The sequence below is a fragment of the Pseudomonas sp. Pme6b genome, assembly GCF_058129925.1.
The window spans coordinates 5,634,616-5,658,883 of record NZ_CM176704.1 but is presented as its reverse complement, the minus strand read 5'-3'; the positions used below and the strand labels follow the sequence as shown (position 1 = coordinate 5,658,883).

The following is a 24,268-nucleotide window of genomic DNA, read 5'->3' as shown; positions in this document are numbered from 1 at the left end:
GTTAATTCTCAAATATACCTTCTAATATTTTATTACCTTGACGATAGACGTCATAGGTTATAGATGTAGGCCGCGTACCGCCGCTGCCATATATAAAATTAAGCTCGACGTCAACCGGCCCTCTTTTGTTTACAGTGCTGGCGATAGTCGATTCAAAAGCTCTAAATTGACCACGGTTTATCCCTTTTAACTGCGGAAATACCCCATCCTTACCACCCGACCCACCAAGAAGCTTGGCGATTATATGGCCCGCATCGTCGTCCGGATTGCCAAGACTTCTCGCCCAACTCCGGGACGACGCGTTTGTCGCAGTTCCGCCTTTTTTGATGTCGGCCTTGGTAATCGTAGCTGTTGCTCGCAAAGGCTGTCCTGCGGGGCCTCGGGTAACACTGGCATTGACGCACCAGCCTAACGGATCAACCCACCCATAAGGATTAGGCGCATACAGATAAAGATTATCCCCCCCACTCAGCCCAATCGGATCCTGCGTAATAAACCGTCCAATCTCCGGATCGTAATACCGAAACGTGTTGTAGTGAAGCCCCGTCTCCACATCGAAATACTGACCCTGAAACCTCAGGTTCTGCTCGACCTCGTTCACCACCAGCTTCTCAATCGCCCCCCACGGCCGATATTTGGCCTGCCAGACGATCTGCCCTTCGGCGTCGGTCATCTCCAGCGGCGTACCGATCTGGTCGGTGTGGAAGTAGTAGACCTTGTTCTCTACCTCGCCCTCTTTCTCATCAACACGGGCCAGCGGCGCATAACTGCCGGGTTCGTAGAGGTACAGGCTGCTCTGCCCAGGACTTTCTTCACGCAACATCCGCAATCCCTGCCAGAGAAAGCGTTTCTGGTCGGTCTTACCCTTGATCTCCCACTGTTTGCCAACGCGCCTGCCCAGGCTGTCGTACTGATAGCTGCTGGTGCTTTCCACCTGACTGTTGGCCATGGTCTCGGTTTTGACCAGGCGGTTTTCGCTGTCGTAGGTGAAGGTCTGCCAACGCACGATGCCGACGATTTTCTCGACCAGGTTGCCCCATGCGTCGTACTTGTATTCGTGGTTGCTCCATTGCTTGAGACGGTTGTCTTTGACGCGGTCGAAGCGGCTGGTGTTGAAGTTGAGGCGGTTGCCAGCGGCGTCGTAGCGGAATTCTTCGCCGTCGAAGCGTTTTTCGGGGTTGTGTTCAAGCAGGCGGCCGTTGGCTTCGTATTCGTAGGTGACTTCGCCACGCAGTTTGTCGAGGGTGCGGCTCAGTTCGCCGGCCGGGTCGTATTCGTAGCGGCGGTGGATCGGGTTGTAGGCGTGTTCGACGTAGCGCTCTGGTTTTATGAGCGGGTTCTGGATCTGTGACAGTTTTTCCGCGGGCAGGGTGGTTGCGTACTGCCAGGCCTTGCGCCCCAGAGCGTCATAGCCGAAGCAACTGGTGAGTTTGCCCTGCGTGCGATAGATCTCGCGGTGCAGGTCGTCGCGCTCCATGTCGCTGATCAACTGGCCATCGAGGTTCAGTTGATGCAGGTGACCGCTGCCGTAATACAGGTGGTTCAGGTGCTGGCCGGTAGGAAGGGTCAGCGTGGTCAGGTTGCTGAGTGGATCGTAGTCGTAGGTCAGTGCGCCTTGGAGCGACGTCTCCTGCGTTAAACGCCCCAGAATATCGTAGGCAAACTCCAGTTTTTCGGCACTGACACCGAGCTTTCTGCCGCCGTCAGTGGGTGTGCGTTGAATGGACAGTAGGCGGTCGTTGTCGTCGTAGGCGAAATCCTGTCGGGCGTCGTTGTTGAGTCTGGCCAGCAGTCGACCAATCGGGTCGCGCTCGAAATACGTGCTGCGCTGTGGCCGTTCGCCTTTTTCGCCGTAGCCGGTTTCTTCGACCTGAGTCAGATGCCCGCCAAGGTTGTAGCTGAAACGGCGGGTCAACTGGTCGATGCGTTTTTCTTCGATCAGCCGGTCGGAGTCATCGTAGGCGAACGTGTAAGTGGCGTCGTTTTCATTGTTCAGCGCCGCAAGGCGCAGGGCTTTGTCGTACTGGTAGGCGACCATCAGCCCTTTAGGGTCCTGACGTCTGGTCGGCAGGCCACGTGCGTTGCGGGCCAGATGGGTGGTCTGGTCCTTGCCGTCAGTGTGTGTCAGAACCTGACCGTGAGCGTTGTAGGTGAAGCTCTCGCGGGTGCCGTCCGGGTGGTCGATGCGCAGCACTTCGCCGCCGGGTTTGCGCTCCAGCGTGGTGGTGTTGTTCAGGGCATCGGTAACGGCGACCAGTTGATGGCGCTCGTCATAACGGTAATACGTGCTTTTGCCCGAGCAGTCCTGAAAGCGCTCTACCTGCGCGAGGTTGTTCCACCACAGGTATTTGGACTTGAGCGTCGGGTCGACGATGGTATGGGGCAAGCCGTCCTCGCCGTTGAGGTATTCGGTCTTGTGACCCAGTGCGTCGATCTCGGCGACGAGGTTGCCTCGCTCATCATAACGGGCCTTCCACACGGCGCCGTCAGGGTAGGTGATCTGTTTGACCAGCGTGGTCTTGTAGTGATGTTGATAACGCGTGGTTCGGCCCAGCGGGTCGGTCTCTGCCGTGAGGCGTGACAGATCATCGTATTCGAAGCCCAGTTGATTGCCGTCGGGCAGCGTCAGACCGTTGATATTGCCGGTGTCGTCCAGCGCGATACGGTACTGCTCACCACCGAAATCAGTGCTGGCGACGACGCGACGGTCCTTGTTCCAGGTCACCTCGGCACGGCGCCCCAATACATCCGTCACCCGCGTCTGGCGCGCCTCGAAATCATAATCGAACTGAAAGTGCTCGCCGTCGCTGGTCCAGTGTTCGACTACGCGGGGCTTGTCGTCGAGTGTTTCCCAGCGGTACTCGCAACTGAGCCCCAGTGCATTGGCGTGGCGGGTCATCAGCCCGTCGGTGTAGCTGAAGTTGCGCACGGCATCGCCATTGCGGTTGTATACACTGTTCAACTGGCCGTTGCTGTCGTAGCCATAGCGCACCAGTGTTTCAACGGCTTTGTCGTCGACGATGCGCTTGACGGTGCTCAGGCGGCTGGTCACTTCGTCGTAGTGCAGGTGTACGCGTTGCCCGCCAGTGGCGCAGATGTCGGTCAGAACGCCGTCTTCGCTGCGCACGAAATGCAGAAAATGGCCGAGGGCGTTTTCGATACGTTCCAGTGGCACCGGCTGGTTGTCGTCGGGCACTTCGCCGAAGTAATAGAAAACGTTGTCCAGCGTTTGCAGCAGGTAATGACCGCCTTCGGTACGCACCAGATACAGCTGTTCCTGTGCGTTGTAGATGCGCTGGTTGTAGTCCAGTGTCACGAACGGCACGCTGCGGCCTTGATTGTCACTGAGGTACAGAAAGCTGCCTTTTCGGCGCAGGCTTTGTTCCCAGGGCAATACCCAGCCCTTGCCCAGTGCGCTGTCGACAGTCAGGTCGCTGGCATAGAAGCGCGTCCATTCGATGGGCATAAGGCCGGGCAGGCCGAAGTCGGACTCATCGATCAACAGCTTGCGCCCAGTGGTGGTGTCGACCGGGTTGCCGTGCAGGCCACCCAGCACTTTTTCGGCCAGGGGGGCAACGCCGAAGCGAAAAATCGCGTCCCCCAGAAAGACACCGCCCATGAAGCGCAGTGCGCAAGGGCCAGCAGCTTTCAGGCCCGCCTGCATACCCAGTTTGGCGATACTGGTGACGGCCTTGGCCCCGCCCGCCACGATCAACAGAATGTCCACGGTGTAGCGGTACATCGCCGAGACTTCGTCATCCACCGGCAGGTAGCGTTGGGTACCTCCGCCGATGAAGACGTTGGGCGAGCCGGTGCCGATTTTCGCGCCGCAGGTCAGTTTGTCGCCTTTGCGCGCTGCGGGCAGGCCATTGATGAAGACGTTGCTGGACCCTTCGGCCACCTTGACGATGGGTGAGTGCTTGTCGCACACGGCGGTGCTCTCGATAGCAAAAGCAGCAGGCCGGCCGTTGATGAAGACGTTGGGCGAGGCAGACTCGATCTGCCCCGCTGGAGAGCTGAAGGCGCTGCCTATGGCCTCCCCAAGACTTGCAAGGGCGTTGCCTGCCAGGCCGACGGCCAGTCCCAGTAGAATCCCGCCGAACCCGCACGTGACGAAGGTGAATGACACATATGCCACTGCCGCGATACCCACCACTGCGCCGAGCAAAAAGCCCGTCAGTGCACCGGTGTGTTCGATCTCATCCAGTAACCGGGCTGCCTCAAACATCGCAATTACTCCTGTAGCCCGCGAGTAGTGGAGGCCCGATCAGCCACGTGACGCTGATGCTCTGCAACGGATAGTCCATTAAAACGTGTCCTGTCAGCGATGAAGTAGAGCTCAGGGGGCCGTCATACCTTCAAGCATGACGTCGAAGTCCAGCAGCCATGTTTTCAGCGCGGTTTTTTCTGAGTCGATTACGCAGCCCACGCTCAGCCACTGGCGTTCGTTTTGATCGGCGACCGGTACGATGGAACCGATCAAGCGTCCATGCCGTTCTTCGAAGCCCACGCGAAAATGGAAGTCCAGCGCCAGCGCGGCATTCCCTGCCAGTAACGTTTCATACTGGCGGATGACTCGGACATTGCCATACAACGGCTGCAGTGCTTTGACCGCTTCGGCGAACGCCCCGGCAAGGTTCGCCTCTTCAGGTACATCGCTGCGCTGAATGGAGACCACCACAGGCTCTCCATCGACTTGAATGGTGGCATCGATCGCGCTGCACCCGAACCCTTCCGGAAAGCCGAAGCGGAACCCGCCAAAATTGAAACTGCAGGGTGCGTCGAGCAAGGGTTGTGGGACAGGGATAGCCGCCTGAATGATGTCGAGCGCCTGTTGAGCGGCAGCCCGCTCGGTTTCCTCGCGCGCCAGTGCTTCGTCAGCCAGTCGGCGTTCAGAGATACGGTCGTAGAGACTGGTGCGCGTCATGCGGCTTGAACGTTGTTCATCAACTGCTACATCTCCTTACGCAGGCAACGTACTGCCGCGTGGCCCATTTGTAACTGGACGATAAGCACTTTAACGGGACCGGACTATATCTCTGAGCGGACTGATGAGCAGGAAAGCCCTGAAAATCCTGTGGGATAAAAGCTACGGACGAACGCTACTTTCAATGGCGAGTGTTTCGACCTTCCTTTAACTGAAAGTTCACTGCGGGCAGGTGAAAGCTTCAGGATGCTCTATCACGAGCCTCCTGAAGCTTTGGCGGTTACTTGAAACCCTGCTTCAACGCCTCGACCTCATCCTCCTCCCGCCGATGCGCCCACTGATACAACGCCGGCAACACCAACAACGTCAGCGCGGTCGACGACAGAATCCCGCCAATCACCACCGTCGCCAGCGGTCGCTGCACTTCGGCACCAGTGCCGGTGGCGAGGGCCATGGGGATGAAGCCCAGGGATGCGACCAGTGCGGTCATCAGCACCGGGCGCAGGCGGGTGAGGGCGCCTTCGGTGATGGCGTCGTGCAGCGAGCGGCCTTCTTCGCGCAGGCTGCGGATGAAGGCGATCATCACCAGACCGTTCAGCACCGCCACGCCCGACAGGGCGATGAAGCCCACGCCTGCGGAGATCGACAGGGGAATATCGCGCAGCCACAGGGCCATGACGCCGCCGGTGAGGGCGAACGGGATGCCGGTGAATACCAGCAGGCCGTCTTTGAGGTTATTGAACATCATGAACAGCAGCGCCAGCACCAGCAGCAATGCTACTGGCACGACGATTTGCAGGCGTTTGGCGGCCGATTGCAGTTGCTCGAACTGGCCGCCCCAATTGGTCCAGTAACCCGCCGGGATCTGCACGCCGCTGTCGATGGTGGTGCCTGCTTCTTCGACAAACGAGCCGAGGTCCCGGCCGCGCACGTTGGCGCTGACGATAACGACACGCTTGCCGTTCTCGCGGCTGATCTGGTTCGGGCCCAATACCAGATCAAGGCTGGCGACCTGGGACAGTGCGATGAAGCTGATCTGCTGGTTGGTGTTGGCACTCGCAGGCACCGGAATGAGCAGGCTGGAGAGCCCGTTCACGTCGGTGCGCAGTTGCTCGGACAGGCGCACCACCAGGTCGAAGCGGCGATCGCCTTCATACAACGTTCCCGCCTGACGACCGCCCAGCGCAATGGCGATGGCGTCCTGCACATCGGCCACGTTAAGGCCGTAACGCGCGGCTTTGTCGCGATCGATGTTGATGGTCAGTACCGGCAGGCCGGTGGTCTGTTCCACCTTCACTTCTGAAGCGCCTGGCACTTTTTGCAGGGTGGCGGCAATTTTTGCTGCGGTCTGGTTGAGCACGTTCATGTCGTCGCCGAAGACCTTCACTGCAACGTCGCTGCGCACTCCGGAAACCAGTTCGTTGAAGCGCAACTGGATCGGCTGGGACAGTTCGTAGTTGCTGCCCGGCACACTGGCGGCGGCCTTTTGCAGGTCGGCGATCAGCGTTTCGCGAGACTTGTCCGGGTCAGGCCATTCGCTTTGGGGCTTGAGCATCACGTAGCTGTCAGAGATGTTGGGCGGCATCGGGTCGGCGGCGATCTCGGCGGTGCCGGTGCGGGCGAATACGCGCTGCACTTCCGGGACCTTGTCGATGATGGCTTTTTCCAGACGCTGCTGCATGTCCACCGACTGGGTCAGGCTGGTGCCGGGCACCCGCAGCGCCTGCAAGGCGAAGTCGCCTTCGCTCAAGCTTGGGATGAACTCGCTGCCCATGCGGCTGGCGGTGAAGCCCGACAAGACAATCAGCACCAAGGCCAAACCGAACGCTATCGATCGATGCCCCAATACCCAGCTCAGTATCGGCGCGTAACGGTGGCGAGCGGTGCGCATCACAAAACCTTCTTCTTCCTTGACCTTGCCGGTGACGAATATGGCGATGGCGGCAGGCACGAAGGTCACCGAGAGGATCATGGCACCGAGCAGGGCAATGACCACAGTGAACGCCATAGGGTGGAACATTTTGCCTTCCACACCGGTGAGGGCGAAGATCGGCAGGTACACGACCATGATGATCAACTGGCCGAAAATCAGCGGTCGACGGGCTTCTCTGGCGGCGGCGAAGACCTCGTGGAAACGCTCGGAGCGGGTCAGCATGCGGCCGTATTTCTTCTGGGCATGCGCCAGCCTGCGAATGGCGTTTTCGACGATCACCACCGCGCCGTCGACGATAATGCCGAAGTCCAGCGCGCCCAGGCTCATCAGGTTGGCGCTGACCTTGTTGGTGAACATGCCGGTGAAAGTAAACAGCATGGCCAGCGGAATCACCATGGCGGTGATCAGCGCAGCACGGATGTTGCCCAGAAACAGGAACAGAATCACGATGACCAGAATCGCGCCTTCGATCAGGTTCTTTTTCACTGTTGCGATGGCTTTTTCGACCAGGTTGGTGCGGTCGTAAACCGTTACCGCCTCGACGCCTTCGGGCAGTGTGCGATTGATGTCGGCGAGTTTGGCGGCTACGGCCTGTGACACCGTCCGGCTGTTTTCACCGATCAGCATGAACACCGTACCAAGCACCACTTCACGGCCGTTTTCGGTGGCTGCGCCGGAGCGCATTTCCTTGCCGATACCGACCTCGGCCACGCTGCTGATCCTGATGGGCGTGCCCTGCACGTTGGCGATGACGATGTTGGCGATATCGTCCACCGTGCCGAGCTGGCCCGGTGCGCGTATCAGCAGTTGCTCACCGCCGCGCTCGATGTAACCTGCGCCGACATTGGCGTTGTTGCGCTCAAGCGCAGCCACCAGATCGTTCAGTGTCAGTTTGTAGGCCGCCAGCTTCTTCGGATCGGGCGCAATCTGATACTGCCTGGCAAAACCGCCGATGGTGTTGATCTCGGCCACGCCCGGTACGTTGCGTAATTGCGGCTTGATGATCCAGTCCTGAATCACCCGCAGGTCGGTCGGCGTGTACGGCGTGCCGTCTTCTTTCAGTGCGCCCTCTCGGGCCTCGACCGTCCACAGAAAGATCTCGCCGAGGCCGGTGGAAATCGGCCCCATCATCGCGTCGACGCCTTCAGGCAACTGGTCCTTGGCAATCTGCAGGCGCTCGCCCACCAACTGCCTGGCAAAGAACAGGTCAGTGCCGTCTTCGAAAATCACTGTGACCTGAGACAGGCCCGAGCGCGACAGCGAGCGCGTCTGTTGCAGACCGGGCAGGCCTGCCATGTTGGTCTCGATGGCGAACGTGATGCGCTGTTCGGTTTCCAGCGGCGAGAAGCCGGGTGCCGACGTGTTGATCTGCACCTGTACGTTGGTGATGTCGGGGACGGCATCGATAGGCAGTTTCTGGTAACTGGCAATGCCCAGCCCAGCCATGAGCAGCACAGCAAGCATCACAACGATGCGCTGTTCAATCGCGAATTGAATCAACCGTTCAAACATGGAGGTGTACTCGTGTGACGCAGATCAATGGGCGTGCTCGGCGGAGCCTTTGCCCAGCTCCGACTTGAGGATGAAACTGCCCGCGGCAGCCACTTGTGTACCGCCAGCCAGGCCTTTGACGATTTCCACGTAGCCGCCATCGCGGCGACCCAGCGTTACCGGTGTCAGTTGAAAACCTTCAGCGTTGCGTACGAAGACCGAGGGTTTGTCCTCAATCGACTGAATCGCCGACTCGGGAATGCTGACCGCCACGCTGGTCTGCTCGGCGGCGACTTCCACCGACACGAACAGGCCGGGACGCCAGGCACCCTGCGGGTTGGCAAGGGTCACGCGCACGGCGGCAGCGCGAGTCTGCTCGCCCAGCAGGCTGCCGACGTAACCAATCTTTCCTTCGACCCGCGCATTCAGATCGGGCGCGCTGACGATGACCGGACGACCGACCACCACCTTGTCCAGGTCCTTGGGCGCTACGCCGAAGGTGGCCCAGACACGCGACAGGTCGGACAGCGTGAAGGCATTGCTCGCTTCGCTGACCATCTCGCCGATGCCGAGGTGTTTCTCCACGACCATGGCGTCAAATGGCGCGATCAATTCGTAGCGATTGCCTGCGGATGGGTTCAGGCTGGCACCGATGGCGCTGATCTTCTGCCGGGCGTTGGCCAGGTTGATGTCGGCCTCCTGAAACTCCTGGCGCGCTTGCAAGTAGTCCTGCTCGGCGGAAATCTTGTCTTCCCAGAGTTTTTTCTCGCGCTGTAACGTCAGGCGGGCCAGTTCCTGGCGGCGTTGTGCGGCGTTCAGTTCGCTGCGTTGATCGGAGATCTGCTGGCTGGCAATCACTGCCAGCACCTGACCCTTTTTCACGGCTTGACCCAGATCGACCTTCACTGATTCGACCACACCGCTGACCCGAGGCACGACATGCGCGGTGCGGTCCTCATCGAAGCGGATTTCGCCGGGGAAGGTCACAGTGGTGCTCATCTGTCGAGGTTCTGCGCTTGCCAGCTCGATGCCGGCAGTCTTGATCTGCTCGGCGCTCAGTTCGATGTGTCCTTCTTCCTCTTCATGGGAAGATTCTGACGCTACGGCGCCTGGTGTTTTCTGCTCGTCGGAGTGGCCTTGCTCCTCGGCATGACCTGGTTCGGCGTCATGGTCGTGTTTCTCGCCTGATGGCTCTGTTCCAGTTGCGAATGGCAGCATCTGCGGGTTCAGCGTCAGACTGCCCAGACCAATGATGGCCACCACCGCCAGCGTGATGGCAATGCTTCGTTTGTTGTTCATAAAGGCTCCCGGCGATCAGGCGCTTGCGGCACCTTGCGATACGCTCGATATAGGCGGACAAAGACAGTCAGGGGTTGAGGCTGAACCGGTTGAGATCACCGTGAATTCGCTCGACAGCCACTCGGGCTTCGGTGGCAGTCGCCAGCGATTCCAGGTACTGGCTGCGCGCTGAAATCAGCGTTCGTTGCGCATCCAGCACTTCCAGAAAACCGAACTTGCCCATTTCGAAACCGCGCGTTGCGGTGTCGACGGCGCGCTGCGCGGCGGGCAGGATGACCTGATTGAAGGACTCGACTTCCTGCGCGGCAGTACTCCACTGATCGAGTGCGGACTGGGTCTGGGTGCGCAGCTTGAGCTCAACAGCATTGCGCAGGTCGCGTGACTGGTCGGCCCGGCGTGATGCTGCAAGTACGTTGCCCTGATTCCGGTCGAATAACGGTAGCGGCATCGACAGACCCACGACGTTGACCCGTTCGCGCTCTTCGCGGCTGTACTGGCTGCCGACGCTGACGGTCAGGTCAGGGATGCGCTTGGCGCGTTCTGAACCCAGCGCGGCTTCGCGCTGTTCTATCTGCGCCTGAGCGAGGCGTAGCTCGGCAGACTGGTTGATGGCGGTCAGTAGCTTTGCGCTCGGTGGCAGCTTGCCCGGCGACAGATCGGTGTATTCCAGACGCTCAAAAGAGGCGACCGGCGAACCTGTGGTGCGCGCCAGTTCACGGTTGCTGTTGATCTTCAGGGTCTCGGCGCGCCTTACCAGCAGGTCGGTTTCAGCCAGTTGCACCTGAGCGCGCGTGGCCTCCACCGGTGACACCTTGCCCGCCCGAACACGCCCTTCGGCAACCTGCAGGCCGCGCTCGGCCAGTATTCTGGACTGGCGCGCCAGGTCCAGACCTGCCTGCGCCCGCGCCGCTGCGTAGAACGCCTGAACCACTTCGGCCCGCAGTTCGTTGCCGCGTCGCTCCAGCTCCAGCCGGGCGGCGTCCTGGCCCTTGCTGGCGGCTTCGATGCGTGCTCCGCGCTTGCCGCCCAGTTCCAGTGCCTGGCTGAGCATCACGGTGGTGGTGCTGGTCTCGCGGCGTGTGTCTTCAACCTCCCACGACACCACCGGGTTGGGGATCAGCCCGGCCTGCTGGCGATCACCTTCGGCAACGCCGATCTCCCATTGCGCGGCGGCGAGTTCCGGGTTGCGGGCGAAGGCTGCGTCCAGCGCCTGAGCCAGGCTGATGCCCTGGGCTGCTGCGATGCCGGGAGCAGCAAATGGCAACAGCAGTAGACAAAGTGCGGCGACTTTCATGCCGGGCACCCTGTTACCAGACCGGTACGCGGAGTGCGTACGTTGTTCTTCAGTCGCATGAATTACCCTGTCCATGAAGCACCCCATCAAAACAAAAAACAAACAGGCACCTTGGCGCTGAAGTTGGCTGTGGGGACTTTATGTAACCGGAGCTATCAGAGGGATTGCTGGAAAATTACGATTTTGTTATCCAGCAAGATAAGCGTTTCTTTTCAGTACACTGCACGGCATCGTCATCATCCGTTCATCAAACAGGAAGCCTGGTTATGCGAATCCTTGTCGTAGAGGACGAGCCGAAAACTGCCGAGTACATGCATCAGGGTCTGACCGAAAGTGGCTATATCGTCGATATCGCTGCAACCGGGCTCGATGGCCTCTATCTCGCGCAGCATCAGGCTTACGATGTGGTGATACTGGATGTGAACCTGCCGGAAATGGACGGCTGGGAGGTGTTGAGTCGCCTGAGGAAGACGGTCAGTACGCGCGTCATGATGCTCACTGCACGAGGGCGCCTGGAAGAGAAGGTCAAGGGTCTGGAATTGGGCGCGGATGACTATCTGGTCAAGCCGTTCGAGTTTCCCGAGCTATTGGCAAGGGTCCGCACGTTGATGCGGCGCAGCGAGCAGACCACCACCTCCAAGGTGTTGCAGGTTGGCGATCTGGAGCTTGATCAAGGGCGGCACCGGGCGTTTCGCGGCAGCCAGCGCATCGACCTGACCACCAAGGAGTTCGCGCTCCTGCACCTGCTGATGCGTCACAGCGGGGAAGTCATGTCGCGTACCCAGATCATTTCTCTGGTCTGGGACATGAACTTCGATTGCGACACCAATGTGGTGGAAGTGTCGATCCGTCGCCTGCGCGCGAAGATCGACGATCCTTTCGAGACCAAGCTGATCCACACGTTGCGCGGCGTGGGCTATGTGCTGGAAGTGCGTGAATGAAACCGACGCGTCTGTCGACGCGCCTGGGGCTGACCGTTACTGCGCTGATTGCGTGCCTGGTGCTGGTAATGGAAATGCTCGCTTATGCGGATATTTCCCGTCAGCTCGATCTGCGCGCCGAAGACAGCCTGAACGAGAAGTTCGCGCAGATTGAACACAGCATGAGCGAGGGCTTTCTCGGCATCGAAGACATTGTTCAATACCCTCATACCCTGCGTGACCAGATCATCGGACACGACAGCTATTCGTTGATGGTGCTCGACGCGGGCAATCCTCGGCAGCAATTGATGATGGTCGGTAACGAGGAAGGCCGGAACCTGCCTGTCCCCGAGGCAGATCACATACCTCAAGGCTTTCAGGAGTTGCAGTCGGTACACGGCCACAAGATTCTGATGGGTTACAGGGAAATACACCTCAAGACAGGGCAGGATATTCTCGTCAGGCTGTCGATGGATCGGGAAAGTGACAGCACGCTGCTGCACGCTTATTTGAAATCGACTTTCCTGATACTGCCGCTGATCTTGCTGCTGGTCGGCTTCGGTGCCTGGTGGGTAGTGCGTCGTGGTCTCAGGCCGTTGGGCGCTTTCAGAAAAGTAACGGCGCTGATCTCGGCTCGCGATCTGTCTCATCGCATGAAAGTGAAGGGCCTGCCTGATGAGTTGCGCGACCTGGCGCATGCGGTCAATTTCATGCTGCACCGGCTGGACGGCGATGTGCAGCAACTGGCGCAGTTCTCGGACGACCTCGCGCATGAGTTGCGCTCGCCCATGAACAACCTGATGGGCAAGGCGCAGGTCACGCTGTCCAGGCCGCGCCCTTCGGTAGAGTACAAGCAGGCGCTGGAATCGTGTACCGAGGAGCTGGAGCGCATGTCGCGCATGATCAGCCAGATGCTGTTTCTGGCCAGTGTCAGCCAGCCTGCCGCGCCGTTGCCGGTTGAGGTCATCGACCTGCGCGAAGAAGCCGATAAGGTCGCCGAGCTGTTTTCATCTTCGGCGGAAGAGCGCGACATCACCTTGCAGGTTCAGGGTAACGCGAAGGCAACAGGCGAGCGGCTGATGATTCAGCGAGCGATTTCGAACCTGCTGTCCAACGCTATTCGCCACGGTCTGTCCGGCAGTGTCATTACCATCACCCTTGCCACGCATGCAGATGAAGTGTCACTGGCGGTGCGCAATGCGGGCGAGGGGATCGATGCCGAACACCTGTCGCGGCTGTTCGATCGCTTCTATCGGGTTCATGTCAGCCGCGCGCGACAGCAGGGCGGGACGGGGCTTGGGCTGGCGATTGTGCGTTCCATCATGAGCCTGCATGAAGGGCAGGTGACGGTCGAGAGCGAGCCCGGACACTTCACGACGTTCAGCCTGATCTTTCCTAAACTGGTGTAATGCGTCAGGTTGCTGGTCGTTCTTCAAGAACCTTTCGCTGCCCCCCGGCTCATAGCTTGTGAGCGGGTAGTGCCCGGATGCTTCAGATGAAGCTGAACCTATAAGGATGGACGTATGACAGTTGCTTTCTGGTGCGTGCTGGTCGCGATCCTGCTGCCGATTATGTGTGCCGGTATCGCCAAGTTCGGCAGCGGCAAATTCGGCAGCGGACACAATCATGACCCGCGCGCCTTTCTCGACAAGCTGGAGGGTTTCCCGCGCCGTGCGCATGCTGCCCAGCTCAACAGCTATGAAGCGACACCGGCGTTTGCCGCAGCGGTCATCATCGCGCACATTGCCGGCAATGCGCAGCTGGTGACCATTGATGTGCTGGCGGTGCTGTTCATCACCAGTCGTCTGTTGTACATCATCTTCTATCTGGCTGACCTCGCCGCACTGCGTTCGATAGTCTGGCTGGTGGGCATGGGGCTCATCGTCGCGCTGTTCGGCGTGTCGGCTTTCCCGGCCGTATCCTGACAGCCAGGTTGCGGCGCTGCCGATAATCCGCAGCGCCGCAACCTTGATCAATCGTCAGGCTGGACTTTCTCAAGGTCGGTCTGGGCTTCCTGCAACTCTTTGCGCGACTCGGCCAGCTTGTCCTTGCGCTTGTTGATCTTCTCCGGATCACCTTTGTCCATGGCCTTGTTCAAGTCGGTCTGGCGGCGGCTGACTTCCTGCTTGGCGTCCAGCACCTTTTGCTTTCTCTGCTTGATCAATGAGGTTTCGGTGCAGTTGGCATTGACCTCGGCGAGGGCCTTCTCAAGCCCGGCCTGCTCGGCCTTGTTACCTTCGGTCTTGGCGTCCTGAATCTTGCTGCTGATTTCCTGGCTTTTGATCTGGCACTCGGAAGGTGCGGGTGCCTGCTCATCTGCCAGCAGCGTTGTAGCCAGTAGCGTGCAACTGGTGAAAAGGATCAGTGGTGATAAAAACTGCATATGAACTCCGTTTGAACACGGACAAAAAATGGACGTCCGCTACTTAAAACCTGAAATACCCTGAGCCTGCAATTGATAGCTCAATGCCTGCACCTCTGGGGCCTGAAAAAAAGACCTCAGTTTCGCTGCCCGGCCAGACCCTATGCCCGGCTCTGCTTGCCATTGCTCAACGCTACGCCCGGCCAGTTCCTGCCAATTGTCAGGAAGTGTTGCGCTTCCTGTGGGCGGCAGTCCGATGGCCTTGAGCCACGTCTGAAACGGCCGTTCACGCGCTGTTTGCAGGCTGGCGAGCAGTTTAGCGCTGCTGCGCTCTGCGAAGCCGGGAATGTTAGCAAGCTCAGTATGATTCAGGGTCATCCAATCGAGCAGGCTCTCTATTTGGCCGTTTTCAATAAGCTTGTCCCAGGTCCCCGGACCGACGCCGGGCAGCGCAAGGCCTTTCTTGCCGCTGAGCCAGATCAGTCTGGCGCGGAACTGGCTTTCACAGCCTGGGGTGGCTTGCCAGCAGCTCAACTCATGAAAGTCGTCGGCTTGCGGAGTGATCATTTCAACTCGTTCAGCCGCGCGGGATATCACGCCGTCGAGTCTCGGAATCGTCAGCCCGGCCAGGCTCACGGCTACCTGATCGCCAGGTCTTATATCCAGTGTTTGCCAGCGTTGCAGTGAGCCGGTGCTGATGCGGCTGACGGTACGGTCGTCGAGACGTACCGGGGTCAGCTCCAGCACAGGGGTAATCCTGCCGCTGCGACCGATATTGAAGCTGACCTTGCGCACCTCGGCCAGTGCCTGTGCGTAAGGGTGCTTCCAGGCCGCGATCCAGTAAGGCGCACTGGCTTGCCAGCGTTGCATCGGTGGGCGCTGGCCCTGGCGCATGATCACGCCATCTGTCGCGAACGGCAGAGGATTGCGGTACCAATGCTCGCGCCATCTCGCAGCCTGAACATGATTTTCCAGTGAGTGCGTGTACGCCTCGCTGCCTTCAAAGCCCATGGCTTGCAGGCCTGCGAGTCGTTGAGCCATATCGGTAGGCCCGTTTGGCCAGTCCCAGACGAATAGCCCGATGGCATCAGCCTGCTGCGGGCTGATTGTCTGCCGGGCCAGCATGCCTGCCACCTTGCTGCGCGCGTTGACGCTGCCGGATGTTGCCTGAATATGATCGGTCAACCGCCAGTACAGCTCGCCTTGCAGGATCAGGGAGTCATGGTGGGATAGATGCTGAGGAATGGCCTTTATCAGTCGTGCCTGCGAAGTCCAGTCCTGGCCCTTGCGCCCGTCGCCGCGACTGATCGCTTGCACCAGCTGACCTTTTTCGTAAACGAGTGTGACTGCCACGCCATCGACCTTGGGTTGAATCCACAGATCGTTGCGGCCCTTGAGCCAGTCCTTGACGCTGCTTTCGTCGGCCAGCTTGTTGACGCCCGTGTGCGCAACGGGATGAGGCAACGGGCCGACTGCTGTCTTTAGCGGATCGGCCTCTGGGGTGGAAACGGCAAAGCACGAGCGCCACAGGTTCAGCTTCTGCCGCGCCTGATCGTAGAGCTCGTCCGGAATGTGCGAAATGCCCTGGCGGTGGTAGCTGTCGTCCCACGCAGCCATCTGCTGTTGCAAGTTTGTGACCTCGCTGCGCGCCTTGGCTGCAGGCCAGTCAGGGCATTGACTGGCATAGCCGAGGCCGGGCAGAAGAAACAGAAGGGCACACGTCATCAGGCGAATGGTGGGCAACATCGAAGCATCCTTGCTTTAGGAATGGGCTTGATGAGGCTAGTTGCTGGTGTTGTTTATAGACGGGTTGCTTGGTTACCGGGTTTTGCCAAAGCCCTGCGCGGCCTGTTTGATGACAGGACGCAGAGCGTCCGGAACGGCATACGACGCGGAGCGTCGCACGATAGTTGAGATAGTTGAGATAGTTGAGATAGTTGAGATAGTTGAGATAGTTGAGATAGTTGAGATAGTTGAGATAGTTGAGATAGTTGAGATAGTTGAGATAGTTGAGATAGTTGAGGTTATCGTTCCGCACGCTCCAGCGTCGGAATGCAGTGCGTGACGCTCCGCGTCACAGATCTGTGCCGCGCCGCGTATTCAAGATCGGACGCAGAGCGTCCAGAACGGCATGCGACGCGGAGCGTCGCACGATAATCGCCAGACGAAAAAAAGCCCCGAACGACCAGGTCGCTCGGGGCTTTTTTCTGGTTTTTTACAGACCGGCAGCGGCGCGCAGGGCGTCGGCGCGGTCGGTTTTTTCCCAGGTGAAGGCGGTGAAGGTGTCATCGCCAACGGTCATTTCGACCGGGGTACGGCCGAAGTGGCCGTAGGCCGCAGTGGCCTGGTACATCGGGTGCAGCAGGTCGAGCATGGTGGTGATGGCGTATGGGCGCAGGTCGAAGTTGTCGCGGACCAGCTTGATGATCTTGTCATCGGACAGCTTGCCGGTGCCGAAGGTGTTCAGCGAGATCGACGTCGGCTGTGCCACGCCGATAGCGTAGGACACCTGAATTTCGCAACGCTCGGCCAGACCGGCAGCCACGATATTCTTGGCCACGTAACGACCGGCGTAAGCAGCCGAACGGTCAACCTTCGATGGGTCCTTGCCGGAGAATGCACCGCCACCGTGACGGGCCATGCCGCCGTAGGTGTCGACGATGATCTTGCGGCCGGTCAGGCCACAGTCACCTACCGGGCCACCGATGATGAAGTTGCCGGTCGGGTTGATGTGGAACTGGGTGTCCTTGTGCAGCAGGTGCGCAGGGATGACGTGCTTGACGATCAGCTCCATCACGCCTTCGCGCAGGTCCTTGTAGGACACATCCGGGTTGTGCTGAGTCGACAGTACGATGGCGTCGACGCCGACAACCTTGCCGTTTTCGTAACGGCAGGTAACCTGGGATTTTGCATCCGGGCGCAACCACGGCAGCAGGCCGGATTTACGCGCTTCGGCCTGACGCTGCACCAATTGGTGAGAGAAGGTGATCGGTGCTGGCATCAGCACGTCGGTTTCGTTGCTGGCGTAGCCGAACATCAGGCCCTGGTCGCCAGCGCCCTGATCTTCAGGCTTGCTGCGGTCAACGCCTTGGGCGATGTCTACCGACTGTTTGCCGATGATGTTCATCACGCCGCAAGTCGCGCCGTCGAAACCGACGTCGGAGCTGTTGTAGCCGATGTCGAGGATGACGTTACGCACGATGTCTTCCAGATCGACCCAGGCCGAAGTCGACACTTCGCCAGCGATGATTGCCACACCGGTCTTGACCAGTGTTTCGCACGCTACACGGGCGTATTTGTCTTCAGCGATGATAGCGTCCAGAACCGCGTCGGAAATCTGGTCGGCGATCTTGTCCGGATGTCCTTCGGACACGGACTCGGAGGTGAAAAGTGAATATTCGCTCATCTCTACGGGTTTCCTTCATTTTACCGATGGTGAGTGTCGCCAGCCGGTCGCTGAAAATGGCGAACCTGGATCTGGAAACCATTACGTAAGCCTACATAGAGGCTTTCCCCGGGAACTAGCCCCGCAGCGATGGCCCAACGGGCCAGGTCTTCCTGCTCGAAACCTAACCAGAGATCGCCACAGGCCTCCCTGGCCCAGCTCTGGTCATGACTACACAATTCTGTTACCAGCAAACTACCGCCGGGTTTTACGTGTTCAGCCAGTTGCCTGAGGGCCTGGGCCGGGACTGCGAAATGATGCAGCACCATGTTGAGGACGACGCAGTCGGCACTGACTTTAGCGTCCGTCAGTGCATCGGCCAGCCTCAGCTCAACGTTAGCCAGCGCCTTGCGCTCGCAGACGCCGCGCGCCAGGTCCAGCATCACCGGGCTGTTGTCCATCGCGATAACCTGACCGAAGCGCCGGGCCAGCTCTGGCAGAAAGCCGCCGTCGCCGGGGCCTACTTCCAGCGCCGTTGCCTGCGCGCCGAAGCTCAGTTTGTCGAGCAAGGTCAGCAGGCTTTCGCTGTACTGCGCCAGACCGGCGATCAGGTCCTGCTGGGCACGAAACTTTTCGGCAGTACGGGCAAAGAAATCCTGGCTAGCCAGTGCACGTTGTCGATGCACCAGGCCTATGCGGCTCTGTACGTCGTCCGGCAGGTTCAGCGTGTCCACTTCATCAAGCAGCGCCGCATGCAGCCTGCCACCCGGCAATTCAGTGTGGGGCAGGGCGCGACGGTAGAAAATCGCATTGCCTTCACGCCGCGTTGCAACCAGATCGGCCTGCGCCAGCACCTTGAGGTGATGACTCATGCCAGACTGGCCGATGGCAAAAATCTGCGCCAGCTCAAGCACGCCGAACGAATCGTTGGTCAGCACACGCAGTACATTAAGCCGCAAGGGATCGCCGCCGGCCTTGCACAATGCAGAGAGGTCGTCGCATGCATCATGGCGAATGGCAGGTACACGCAGGTTCATAGCTGCGCAGTCTAGAGAGCGATCCGGAGCGCTGCAAGGGCAATATCAAAAAGTTTTGATATTGCTGGATGGGTGGCACCGGTCAGGCCTTGTGAACTTGTTGCGCTGACGGGTAATCCAGTCTTACAGGGCAAATAATGTCCGTAACCCCGGAAAAAAGCCTATGGTCGACTATCTGTGATTGCCCCCGGCCTGTCCCTGAGGGAAAATGGCCGTCTTTTTTCCGATCCTAATTTTACAATTCCCAGGAGATCAGCGATGCCAAGCCGTCGTGAGCGTGCCAATGCTATTCGTGCCCTAAGCATGGATGCCGTGCAAAAAGCCAACAGCGGCCATCCGGGTGCCCCGATGGGCATGGCGGATATCGCCGAGGTTCTGTGGCGTGATTATCTGAGGCACAACCCTGCAAACCCTGCGTTTGCTGACCGTGACCGTTTCATCATGTCCAACGGCCATGGTTCGATGCTGGTCTATTCGTTGCTGCACCTGACCGGCTACGACCTGTCCATCGACGACCTGAAAAACTTCCGTCAGCTGCACAGCCGCACACCGGGTCACCCCGAGTTTGGCTATACCCCAGGCGTTGAAACCACTACTGGCCCATTGGGTCAGGGTTTTGCCAACGCCGTCGGTTTTGCCGCTGCCGAGAAAACCCTCGCCGCACAGTTCAACCGTCCAGGCCATTCCATCGTTGATCACCATACCTACGTGTTTATGGGTGATGGCTGCATGATGGAAGGTATTTCCCACGAAGTCGCTTCCCTGGCCGGTACGCTGCAACTGGACAAGCTGATTGCGTTTTACGACGACAACGGCATCTCCATCGATGGCGAAGTCGAAGGCTGGTTTACCGACGATACGCCGAAGCGCTTCGAGTCCTACGGCTGGCTGGTGATCCGCAATGTCGACGGTCATGACCCTGAAGAAATCAAGACCGCCATCGACACCGCGCGCAAGAGCGACAAGCCGACGCTGATCTGCTGCAAGACCACCATCGGCTTTGGCTCGCCGAACAAGCAGGGCAAGGAAGAATCCCATGGTGCGCCGCTGGGTGCGGACGAAATCGCCCTGACCCGTGCGGCCCTGAAATGGAACCACGGTCCTTTCGAAATTCCGGCTGATATCTACGCCGAGTGGAATGCGAAAGAAAAAGGCCTGGCTGCCGAAGCCGAGTGGGATCAGCGCTTTGCTGCCTATTCCGCCGCTTTCCCTGAACTGGCCAACGACTTCATTCGTCGCATGAGCGGCGAGTTGCCTGCTGACTTTGCAGAGAAATCCGCTGCTTATGTCGCCGAAGTCAACGCCAAAGGCGAAACCATCGCCAGCCGTAAGGCCAGTCAGAACGCCCTGAGCGCACTGGGCCCGTTGCTGCCGGAAATTCTCGGTGGTTCGGCCGACCTGGCCGGCTCCAACCTGACCATCTGGAAAGGCTGCAAGAGCATCACTGGCGAAGACCCCAACGGCAACTACCTGCACTACGGTGTTCGTGAGTTCGGTATGGGCGCCATGATGAACGGTATTGCCCTGCACGGCGGCTTCGTGCCGTATGGCGCAACCTTCCTGATCTTCATGGAATACGCTCGCAACGCGGTGCGTATGGCCTCGCTGATGAAGAAGCGCGTGATCTACGTATTCACCCACGACTCCATCGGTCTGGGCGAAGACGGCCCGACTCACCAGCCGATCGAGCAACTGACCAGCCTGCGTACCACGCCGAACCTGGACACCTGGCGTCCGGCAGATGCCGTGGAATCGGCAGTGGCCTGGAAACACGCCATCGAGCGCAATGACGGCCCATCCGCGTTGATTTTCTCGCGTCAGAACCTGACTCACCAAGCGCGTGAACAGCAGCAAATAGATGCCATTGCCCGTGGCGGCTATGTACTGCGTGACTGCGCTGCAGAGCCTGAGCTAATTCTGATCGCGACCGGTTCTGAAGTCGGTCTGGCTGTGCAGGCGTATGACAAGCTGACCGAGCAGGGTCGCAACGTTCGTGTGGTCTCCATGCCATGCACCAGCATCTTCGAAGCTCAGGATGCGGCCTACAAGCAGGCTGTTCTGCCGCTGCAGGTCAGTGCACGTATTGCCATCGAAGCGGCTCACGCCGACTACTGGTACAAATACGTGGGTCTGGAAGGTCGCGTGATCGGCATGACCACGTTCGGCGAGTCGGCCCCTGCGTCAGCCTTGTTCGAAGAGTTCGGCTTTACGCTGGAAAACGTCTTGAGCACGGCTGAAGAGCTGCTTGAAGACTGATCAGCTATGTAACGTTGATGTTGATGTTGTGGGAGCGAGCTTGCTCGCGAATGTAGCAACTCGGTAAATCAGCTGAACCGAGTGCTGCCATTTGCGGACAAGTCCGCTCCCACATGACTGTTATTCCCTGGCGAAAACTTCATGCCCCAGCCCCGCCCTTACAAAGTTGCTCTGAACGGTTACGGCCGTATTGGTCGTTGCGTCGTTCGCGCACTGTGCGAGCGAGGGGCCAAGGCCGGGTTTGAAGTGGTTGCCATCAATGATCTGGCCGACATGGCCAGTCTCGAATACCTCACGCGCTTTGACTCCACACACGGCCGGTTTCCCGGCGAAGTGCGGGTCGAGGGGCAATACCTGCATATCAATGATCACCGCATCAAGGTTCTGCGCAGTGCGACGCCGGAAGGCATCGACTGGGCCGGGCTGGAGGTCGATCTTGTGCTTGAGTGTTCCGGTGTCTACAACACTCGCGAAGACGGCCAGCGCTTTCTGAATGCCGGTGCGCCGAGGGTGCTGTTCTCTCAGCCGATGGCCAGCGAGCGGGATGTCGACGCCACTGTCGTGTTCGGCGTCAACCAGCAGAAGCTGACTGGCCGGGAATTACTGGTCTCCGCAGCGTCGTGTACCACCAATTGCAGTGTGCCGCTGCTGCGTCTGCTGGATCAGGCCATCGGCCTTGAGTACATCACCATTACGACCATCCATTCGGCGATGAATGATCAGCCGGTAATCGACGCCTATCACCACGAGGATCTGCGCCGTACGCGCTCGGCGTTTCAGTCGATCATTCCGGTGTCCACCGGTCTGGCGCGCGGAATCGAGCGGCTGCTTCCGGAACTTGCCGGCCGGATTCAGGCCAAAGCTGTTCGTGTTCCGACCGTCAATGTGTCTTGCCTGGACATTACGCTGCAAATGTCGCGAGACACCGACGCTGTCGAGATCAACCGTATTTTGCGTGAGGCCGCCACCAGCGGCCCGCTCAAGGGACTGCTGGCCTACACTGAGTTGCCGCACGCCAGCTGCGATTTCAACCATGACCCGCATTCGGCGATTGTCGATGCGAGTCAGACCCGCGTTTCCGGTCCCAGGCTGGTCAATCTGCTGGCCTGGTTCGATAACGAATGGGGTTTTGCCAACCGAATGCTCGACGTCGCCGATCACTTTCTGCGCGTCGCTGACCAATAACAGTAAAAAAACAGGAATGCTCATGACCGTCTTGAAGATGACCGACCTCGATCTGCAAGGTAAACGTGTACTGATCCGCGAAGACCTCAATGTCCCGGTAAAGGACGGCGTTGTCAGCAGTGATGCACGTATTCTTGCCTCGCTGCCGACCATCAGGCTGGCGTTGGAAAAAGGCGCGGCCGTCATGGTCTGCTCGCACCTGGGTCGTCCGACCGAGGGCGAGTTCTCTGCTGAAAACAGCCTCAAGCCGGTTGCCGATTACCTGAGCAAGGCATTGGGTCGTGATGTTCCGCTGGTTGCCCATTATCTGGACGGCGTTGACGTCAAGGCCGGCGACGTCGTGCTGTTCGAGAACGTTCGCTTCAACAAGGGTGAGAAAAAGAACGCCGACGAGCTGGCACAGAAATATGCGGCCCTGTGCGACGTGTTCGTGATGGACGCTTTCGGTACCGCTCACCGTGCCGAGGGCTCGACCCACGGCGTTGCCAAATTCGCCAAAGTGGCAGCGGCAGGCCCGTTGCTGGCCGCCGAGCTTGAAGCGCTGGGCAAGGCCTTGGGCGCTCCGGCTCAGCCGATGACTGCCATCGTTGCCGGCTCCAAGGTGTCCACCAAGCTTGACGTACTCAACAGCCTGAGCGGCATCTGCAATCAGTTGATCGTCGGCGGCGGCATTGCCAACACCTTCCTCGCTGCGGCCGGTCACAAGGTCGGTAAATCGCTGTACGAACCTGACCTGCTCGACACCGCTCGCGCCATCGCCGCCAAGGTCAGCGTGCCATTGCCGACGGACGTGGTGGTTGCCAAGGAATTCGCCGAGAGCGCCACTGCAACCGTCAAGCTGATCGCTGACGTGGCCGACGACGACATGATTCTTGATATTGGCCCGCAAACTGCTGCGCATTTCGCCGAATTACTGAAATCTTCCGGGACTATCCTGTGGAACGGTCCAGTCGGCGTGTTTGAATTCGATCAGTTTGGTGAAGGCACCAAAACGCTGGCCAAGGCCATTGGCGAAAGCCAGGCGTTCTCCATCGCGGGCGGTGGCGACACACTGGCGGCTATCGATAAGTATGGTGTTGCAGAACAGATTTCCTACATTTCGACCGGTGGCGGTGCATTCCTCGAGTTCGTGGAAGGCAAGGTTCTGCCAGCGGTAGAAGTGCTCGAACAACGCGCCAAGGCTTGAATGAAAGCTTTGGACAAGGAGTGGTCAATGGTCAGGGCGTTACCGTGGTTTCTCATCGCAGGTTTGCTGGCCGGTTGCGCGGGCAAACCTGCGGTTGAAGAGGTGGAGAGCGACTCCCCGAGCCAACCGCTCCAGTTAAGCTGTTATCAGGCGGGCTGGCAGGCTGAAACGGTGCCGGTCATCTACAAGCGTGGCGGTCCGCAGGCATGGGATCGTTACGAGTTCATGCCCAGAACAGGCAATGTAGGATGTTTGTGAGCCAGGTCTGAAATCCGTTTGGCAACATTGACGGGCTTGGGCGGTCTTTAAAGAGTGGATATTTTTCCGGCAAAGGAGTTTCGCCATGAAGATCGCTGCCCTGGCTCTGATGAGCTGCGTTGTATTGGCTGGTTGTACCGGTTCTGGCTCACATGCCAAGACCTGTCAGATATTCAGCCCGGCCTCTGTGAATGTGCCGACGACTGAAAACAGTCAACGGGTCGAGGCACATGTAACGGGTGAGCCGGCCGACGACCGTAAACAGGAACAGAACTGCCCCTGACAGTTGAAACGACCGGCATACACCGCGTTTCGCAGGGCAGCCAGGAGATGTAATGAGACGCGTGATTGCCCTTGGGGTTTTGGCAGTGCTTGGCGGTTGTTCGAGCCTGAGCACATCGCAGCACAATGACCCCTGGAACCGTTGGGTGTGTGACAGCAATGCAGAGGTCAACTGGCGCTACATCGATTCGGCCAAAAAGGAAGTCGATGTTCGTCTGAATCAGAGCGATCAGGTGTTCAGGCTCAAGGCTGAACCCGGCGCTGCCAGCGGAACGCTTTACAGCAACAATGTGTTGGCATTCGTCAACAAGGGTAGCGAGGGCCTGATCTATTGGGACGCTACCAACGATCTGATCGGTCGCGGCTGCAAGGCCAGATAAGTCGGATCTCGGGCACACACGCACAGCCTTCGTGGCTGAGCTTATAACTTGAATGGCAGCCGCCACTACGGCA

At 59.1% G+C, this 24,268-nt stretch carries 19 protein-coding genes; 10 read left to right on the top strand and 9 right to left on the bottom strand.

The features are described 5' to 3' along the window. Position 1: 1 nt before the first annotated feature. The 5 genes from AC4ANE_RS25785 to AC4ANE_RS25765 all read right to left on the bottom strand — a co-directional run bounded on the left by AC4ANE_RS25785 (position 2) and on the right by AC4ANE_RS25765 (position 10,944). Positions 2-4,228 carry an RHS repeat-associated core domain-containing protein gene (locus AC4ANE_RS25785; RefSeq protein WP_031597051.1) on the bottom strand — a complete coding sequence of 1,409 codons (4,227 nt, stop codon included), beginning with the start codon at positions 4,226-4,228 and terminating at the stop codon, positions 2-4. Positions 4,229-4,339: 111 nt separating this feature from the next. Further along, on the bottom strand, positions 4,340-4,927 hold the full coding sequence (locus tag AC4ANE_RS25780; protein WP_002555708.1) for a hypothetical protein: 588 nt from the start codon (positions 4,925-4,927) through the stop codon (positions 4,340-4,342). 280 nt (positions 4,928-5,207) lie between these two features. Continuing rightward, positions 5,208-8,372 carry a CusA/CzcA family heavy metal efflux RND transporter gene (locus AC4ANE_RS25775; RefSeq protein WP_460408602.1) on the bottom strand — a complete coding sequence of 1,055 codons (3,165 nt, stop codon included), beginning with the start codon at positions 8,370-8,372 and terminating at the stop codon, positions 5,208-5,210. A 24-nt stretch (positions 8,373-8,396) separates the two neighbouring features. Next, complete coding sequence (locus AC4ANE_RS25770) at positions 8,397-9,650, bottom strand: efflux RND transporter periplasmic adaptor subunit (protein WP_002555706.1); 1,254 nt, start codon at positions 9,648-9,650, stop codon at positions 8,397-8,399. A gap of 67 nt (positions 9,651-9,717) precedes the next feature. Beyond that, complete coding sequence (locus tag AC4ANE_RS25765) at positions 9,718-10,944, bottom strand: TolC family protein (RefSeq protein ID WP_002555705.1); 1,227 nt, start codon at positions 10,942-10,944, stop codon at positions 9,718-9,720. A gap of 266 nt (positions 10,945-11,210) precedes the next feature. Between AC4ANE_RS25765 and AC4ANE_RS25760 the strand changes: the two genes are divergently transcribed. From AC4ANE_RS25760 to AC4ANE_RS25750, 3 genes are all read left to right on the top strand, one after another. Beyond that, positions 11,211-11,885 (top strand): heavy metal response regulator transcription factor, encoded by a 675-nt coding sequence (locus AC4ANE_RS25760; protein ID WP_002555704.1) that lies wholly within the window; start codon positions 11,211-11,213, stop codon positions 11,883-11,885. Then, complete coding sequence (locus AC4ANE_RS25755; protein ID WP_044423944.1) at positions 11,882-13,273, top strand: heavy metal sensor histidine kinase; 1,392 nt, start codon at positions 11,882-11,884, stop codon at positions 13,271-13,273. Before AC4ANE_RS25760 ends, AC4ANE_RS25755 begins: the two co-directional genes overlap by 4 nt. A 114-nt stretch (positions 13,274-13,387) precedes the next feature. Beyond that, entirely contained in the window at positions 13,388-13,789 is a 402-nt protein-coding gene (locus tag AC4ANE_RS25750; RefSeq protein WP_002555701.1) for an MAPEG family protein, read from the top strand. A gap of 47 nt (positions 13,790-13,836) precedes the next feature. Here the strand turns inward: AC4ANE_RS25750 and AC4ANE_RS25745 are convergent, their stop codons facing one another. Together AC4ANE_RS25745 and ligB are read right to left on the bottom strand one after the other, a co-directional pair. After that, positions 13,837-14,247, bottom strand: a complete 411-nt coding sequence (locus tag AC4ANE_RS25745) for a DUF1090 domain-containing protein (protein WP_002555700.1) — start codon at positions 14,245-14,247, stop codon at positions 13,837-13,839. 39 nt (positions 14,248-14,286) lie between these two features. After that, positions 14,287-15,972 (bottom strand): NAD-dependent DNA ligase LigB, encoded by a 1,686-nt coding sequence (gene ligB / locus AC4ANE_RS25740; RefSeq protein WP_002555699.1) that lies wholly within the window; start codon positions 15,970-15,972, stop codon positions 14,287-14,289. A gap of 40 nt (positions 15,973-16,012) precedes the next feature. Here ligB and AC4ANE_RS25735 point away from each other — a divergent pair, with 40 nt between their 5' ends. Continuing rightward, on the top strand, positions 16,013-16,291 hold the full coding sequence (locus tag AC4ANE_RS25735) for a hypothetical protein (protein ID WP_460408600.1): 279 nt from the start codon (positions 16,013-16,015) through the stop codon (positions 16,289-16,291). A gap of 150 nt (positions 16,292-16,441) precedes the next feature. Here the strand turns inward: AC4ANE_RS25735 and metK are convergent, their stop codons facing one another. Then, positions 16,442-17,632: a methionine adenosyltransferase gene (gene metK / locus AC4ANE_RS25730; RefSeq protein WP_002555698.1), complete on the bottom strand. Its 1,191-nt coding sequence runs from the start codon at positions 17,630-17,632 to the stop codon at positions 16,442-16,444. A 20-nt stretch (positions 17,633-17,652) separates the two neighbouring features. Next, a complete protein-coding gene (locus tag AC4ANE_RS25725; RefSeq protein WP_002555697.1) occupies positions 17,653-18,648 on the bottom strand; it encodes an ArsR/SmtB family transcription factor in 996 nt (331 codons plus the stop codon). Positions 18,649-18,906: 258 nt separating this feature from the next. Here AC4ANE_RS25725 and tkt point away from each other — a divergent pair, with 258 nt between their 5' ends. The 6 genes from tkt to AC4ANE_RS25695 all read left to right on the top strand — a co-directional run bounded on the left by tkt (position 18,907) and on the right by AC4ANE_RS25695 (position 24,195). Further along, positions 18,907-20,904: a transketolase gene (tkt, locus tag AC4ANE_RS25720; RefSeq protein WP_002555696.1), complete on the top strand. Its 1,998-nt coding sequence runs from the start codon at positions 18,907-18,909 to the stop codon at positions 20,902-20,904. 141 nt (positions 20,905-21,045) lie between these two features. Then, positions 21,046-22,089 (top strand): erythrose-4-phosphate dehydrogenase, encoded by a 1,044-nt coding sequence (gene epd, locus AC4ANE_RS25715; RefSeq protein ID WP_002555695.1) that lies wholly within the window; start codon positions 21,046-21,048, stop codon positions 22,087-22,089. A gap of 22 nt (positions 22,090-22,111) precedes the next feature. Next, the gene (locus AC4ANE_RS25710) at positions 22,112-23,275 is read left to right on the top strand and encodes a phosphoglycerate kinase (protein WP_002555694.1); all 1,164 of its coding nucleotides are present in this window, start codon (positions 22,112-22,114) and stop codon (positions 23,273-23,275) included. Between the two features lie 27 nt (positions 23,276-23,302). Beyond that, positions 23,303-23,533 (top strand): putative periplasmic lipoprotein, encoded by a 231-nt coding sequence (locus AC4ANE_RS25705; RefSeq protein WP_002555693.1) that lies wholly within the window; start codon positions 23,303-23,305, stop codon positions 23,531-23,533. An 85-nt stretch (positions 23,534-23,618) separates the two neighbouring features. Next, the gene (locus AC4ANE_RS25700) at positions 23,619-23,816 is read left to right on the top strand and encodes a hypothetical protein (RefSeq protein ID WP_004654900.1); all 198 of its coding nucleotides are present in this window, start codon (positions 23,619-23,621) and stop codon (positions 23,814-23,816) included. Between the two features lie 52 nt (positions 23,817-23,868). Next, the gene (locus AC4ANE_RS25695) at positions 23,869-24,195 is read left to right on the top strand and encodes an MliC family protein (RefSeq protein WP_002555692.1); all 327 of its coding nucleotides are present in this window, start codon (positions 23,869-23,871) and stop codon (positions 24,193-24,195) included. Positions 24,196-24,268 lie beyond the last annotated feature (73 nt).

Coding starts and splice junctions, on each gene's coding strand:
- AC4ANE_RS25775 (WP_460408602.1), bottom strand. CDS start 8,372: ATGTTTGAACGGTTGATTCAATTCGCGATTGAACAGCGCATCGTTGTG.
- ligB (WP_002555699.1), bottom strand. CDS start 15,972: ATGTTGCCCACCATTCGCCTGATGACGTGTGCCCTTCTGTTTCTTCTG.
- AC4ANE_RS25695 (WP_002555692.1), top strand. CDS start 23,869: ATGAGACGCGTGATTGCCCTTGGGGTTTTGGCAGTGCTTGGCGGTTGT.
- AC4ANE_RS25725 (WP_002555697.1), bottom strand. CDS start 18,648: ATGAACCTGCGTGTACCTGCCATTCGCCATGATGCATGCGACGACCTC.
- AC4ANE_RS25760 (WP_002555704.1), top strand. CDS start 11,211: ATGCGAATCCTTGTCGTAGAGGACGAGCCGAAAACTGCCGAGTACATG.
- AC4ANE_RS25705 (WP_002555693.1), top strand. CDS start 23,303: ATGGTCAGGGCGTTACCGTGGTTTCTCATCGCAGGTTTGCTGGCCGGT.
- AC4ANE_RS25765 (WP_002555705.1), bottom strand. CDS start 10,944: ATGAAAGTCGCCGCACTTTGTCTACTGCTGTTGCCATTTGCTGCTCCC.
- tkt (WP_002555696.1), top strand. CDS start 18,907: ATGCCAAGCCGTCGTGAGCGTGCCAATGCTATTCGTGCCCTAAGCATG.
- AC4ANE_RS25780 (WP_002555708.1), bottom strand. CDS start 4,927: ATGACGCGCACCAGTCTCTACGACCGTATCTCTGAACGCCGACTGGCT.
- AC4ANE_RS25785 (WP_031597051.1), bottom strand. CDS start 4,228: ATGTTTGAGGCAGCCCGGTTACTGGATGAGATCGAACACACCGGTGCA.
- AC4ANE_RS25745 (WP_002555700.1), bottom strand. CDS start 14,247: ATGCAGTTTTTATCACCACTGATCCTTTTCACCAGTTGCACGCTACTG.
- epd (WP_002555695.1), top strand. CDS start 21,046: ATGCCCCAGCCCCGCCCTTACAAAGTTGCTCTGAACGGTTACGGCCGT.
- AC4ANE_RS25700 (WP_004654900.1), top strand. CDS start 23,619: ATGAAGATCGCTGCCCTGGCTCTGATGAGCTGCGTTGTATTGGCTGGT.
- AC4ANE_RS25770 (WP_002555706.1), bottom strand. CDS start 9,650: ATGAACAACAAACGAAGCATTGCCATCACGCTGGCGGTGGTGGCCATC.
- AC4ANE_RS25755 (WP_044423944.1), top strand. CDS start 11,882: ATGAAACCGACGCGTCTGTCGACGCGCCTGGGGCTGACCGTTACTGCG.
- AC4ANE_RS25750 (WP_002555701.1), top strand. CDS start 13,388: ATGACAGTTGCTTTCTGGTGCGTGCTGGTCGCGATCCTGCTGCCGATT.
- metK (WP_002555698.1), bottom strand. CDS start 17,632: ATGAGCGAATATTCACTTTTCACCTCCGAGTCCGTGTCCGAAGGACAT.
- AC4ANE_RS25710 (WP_002555694.1), top strand. CDS start 22,112: ATGACCGTCTTGAAGATGACCGACCTCGATCTGCAAGGTAAACGTGTA.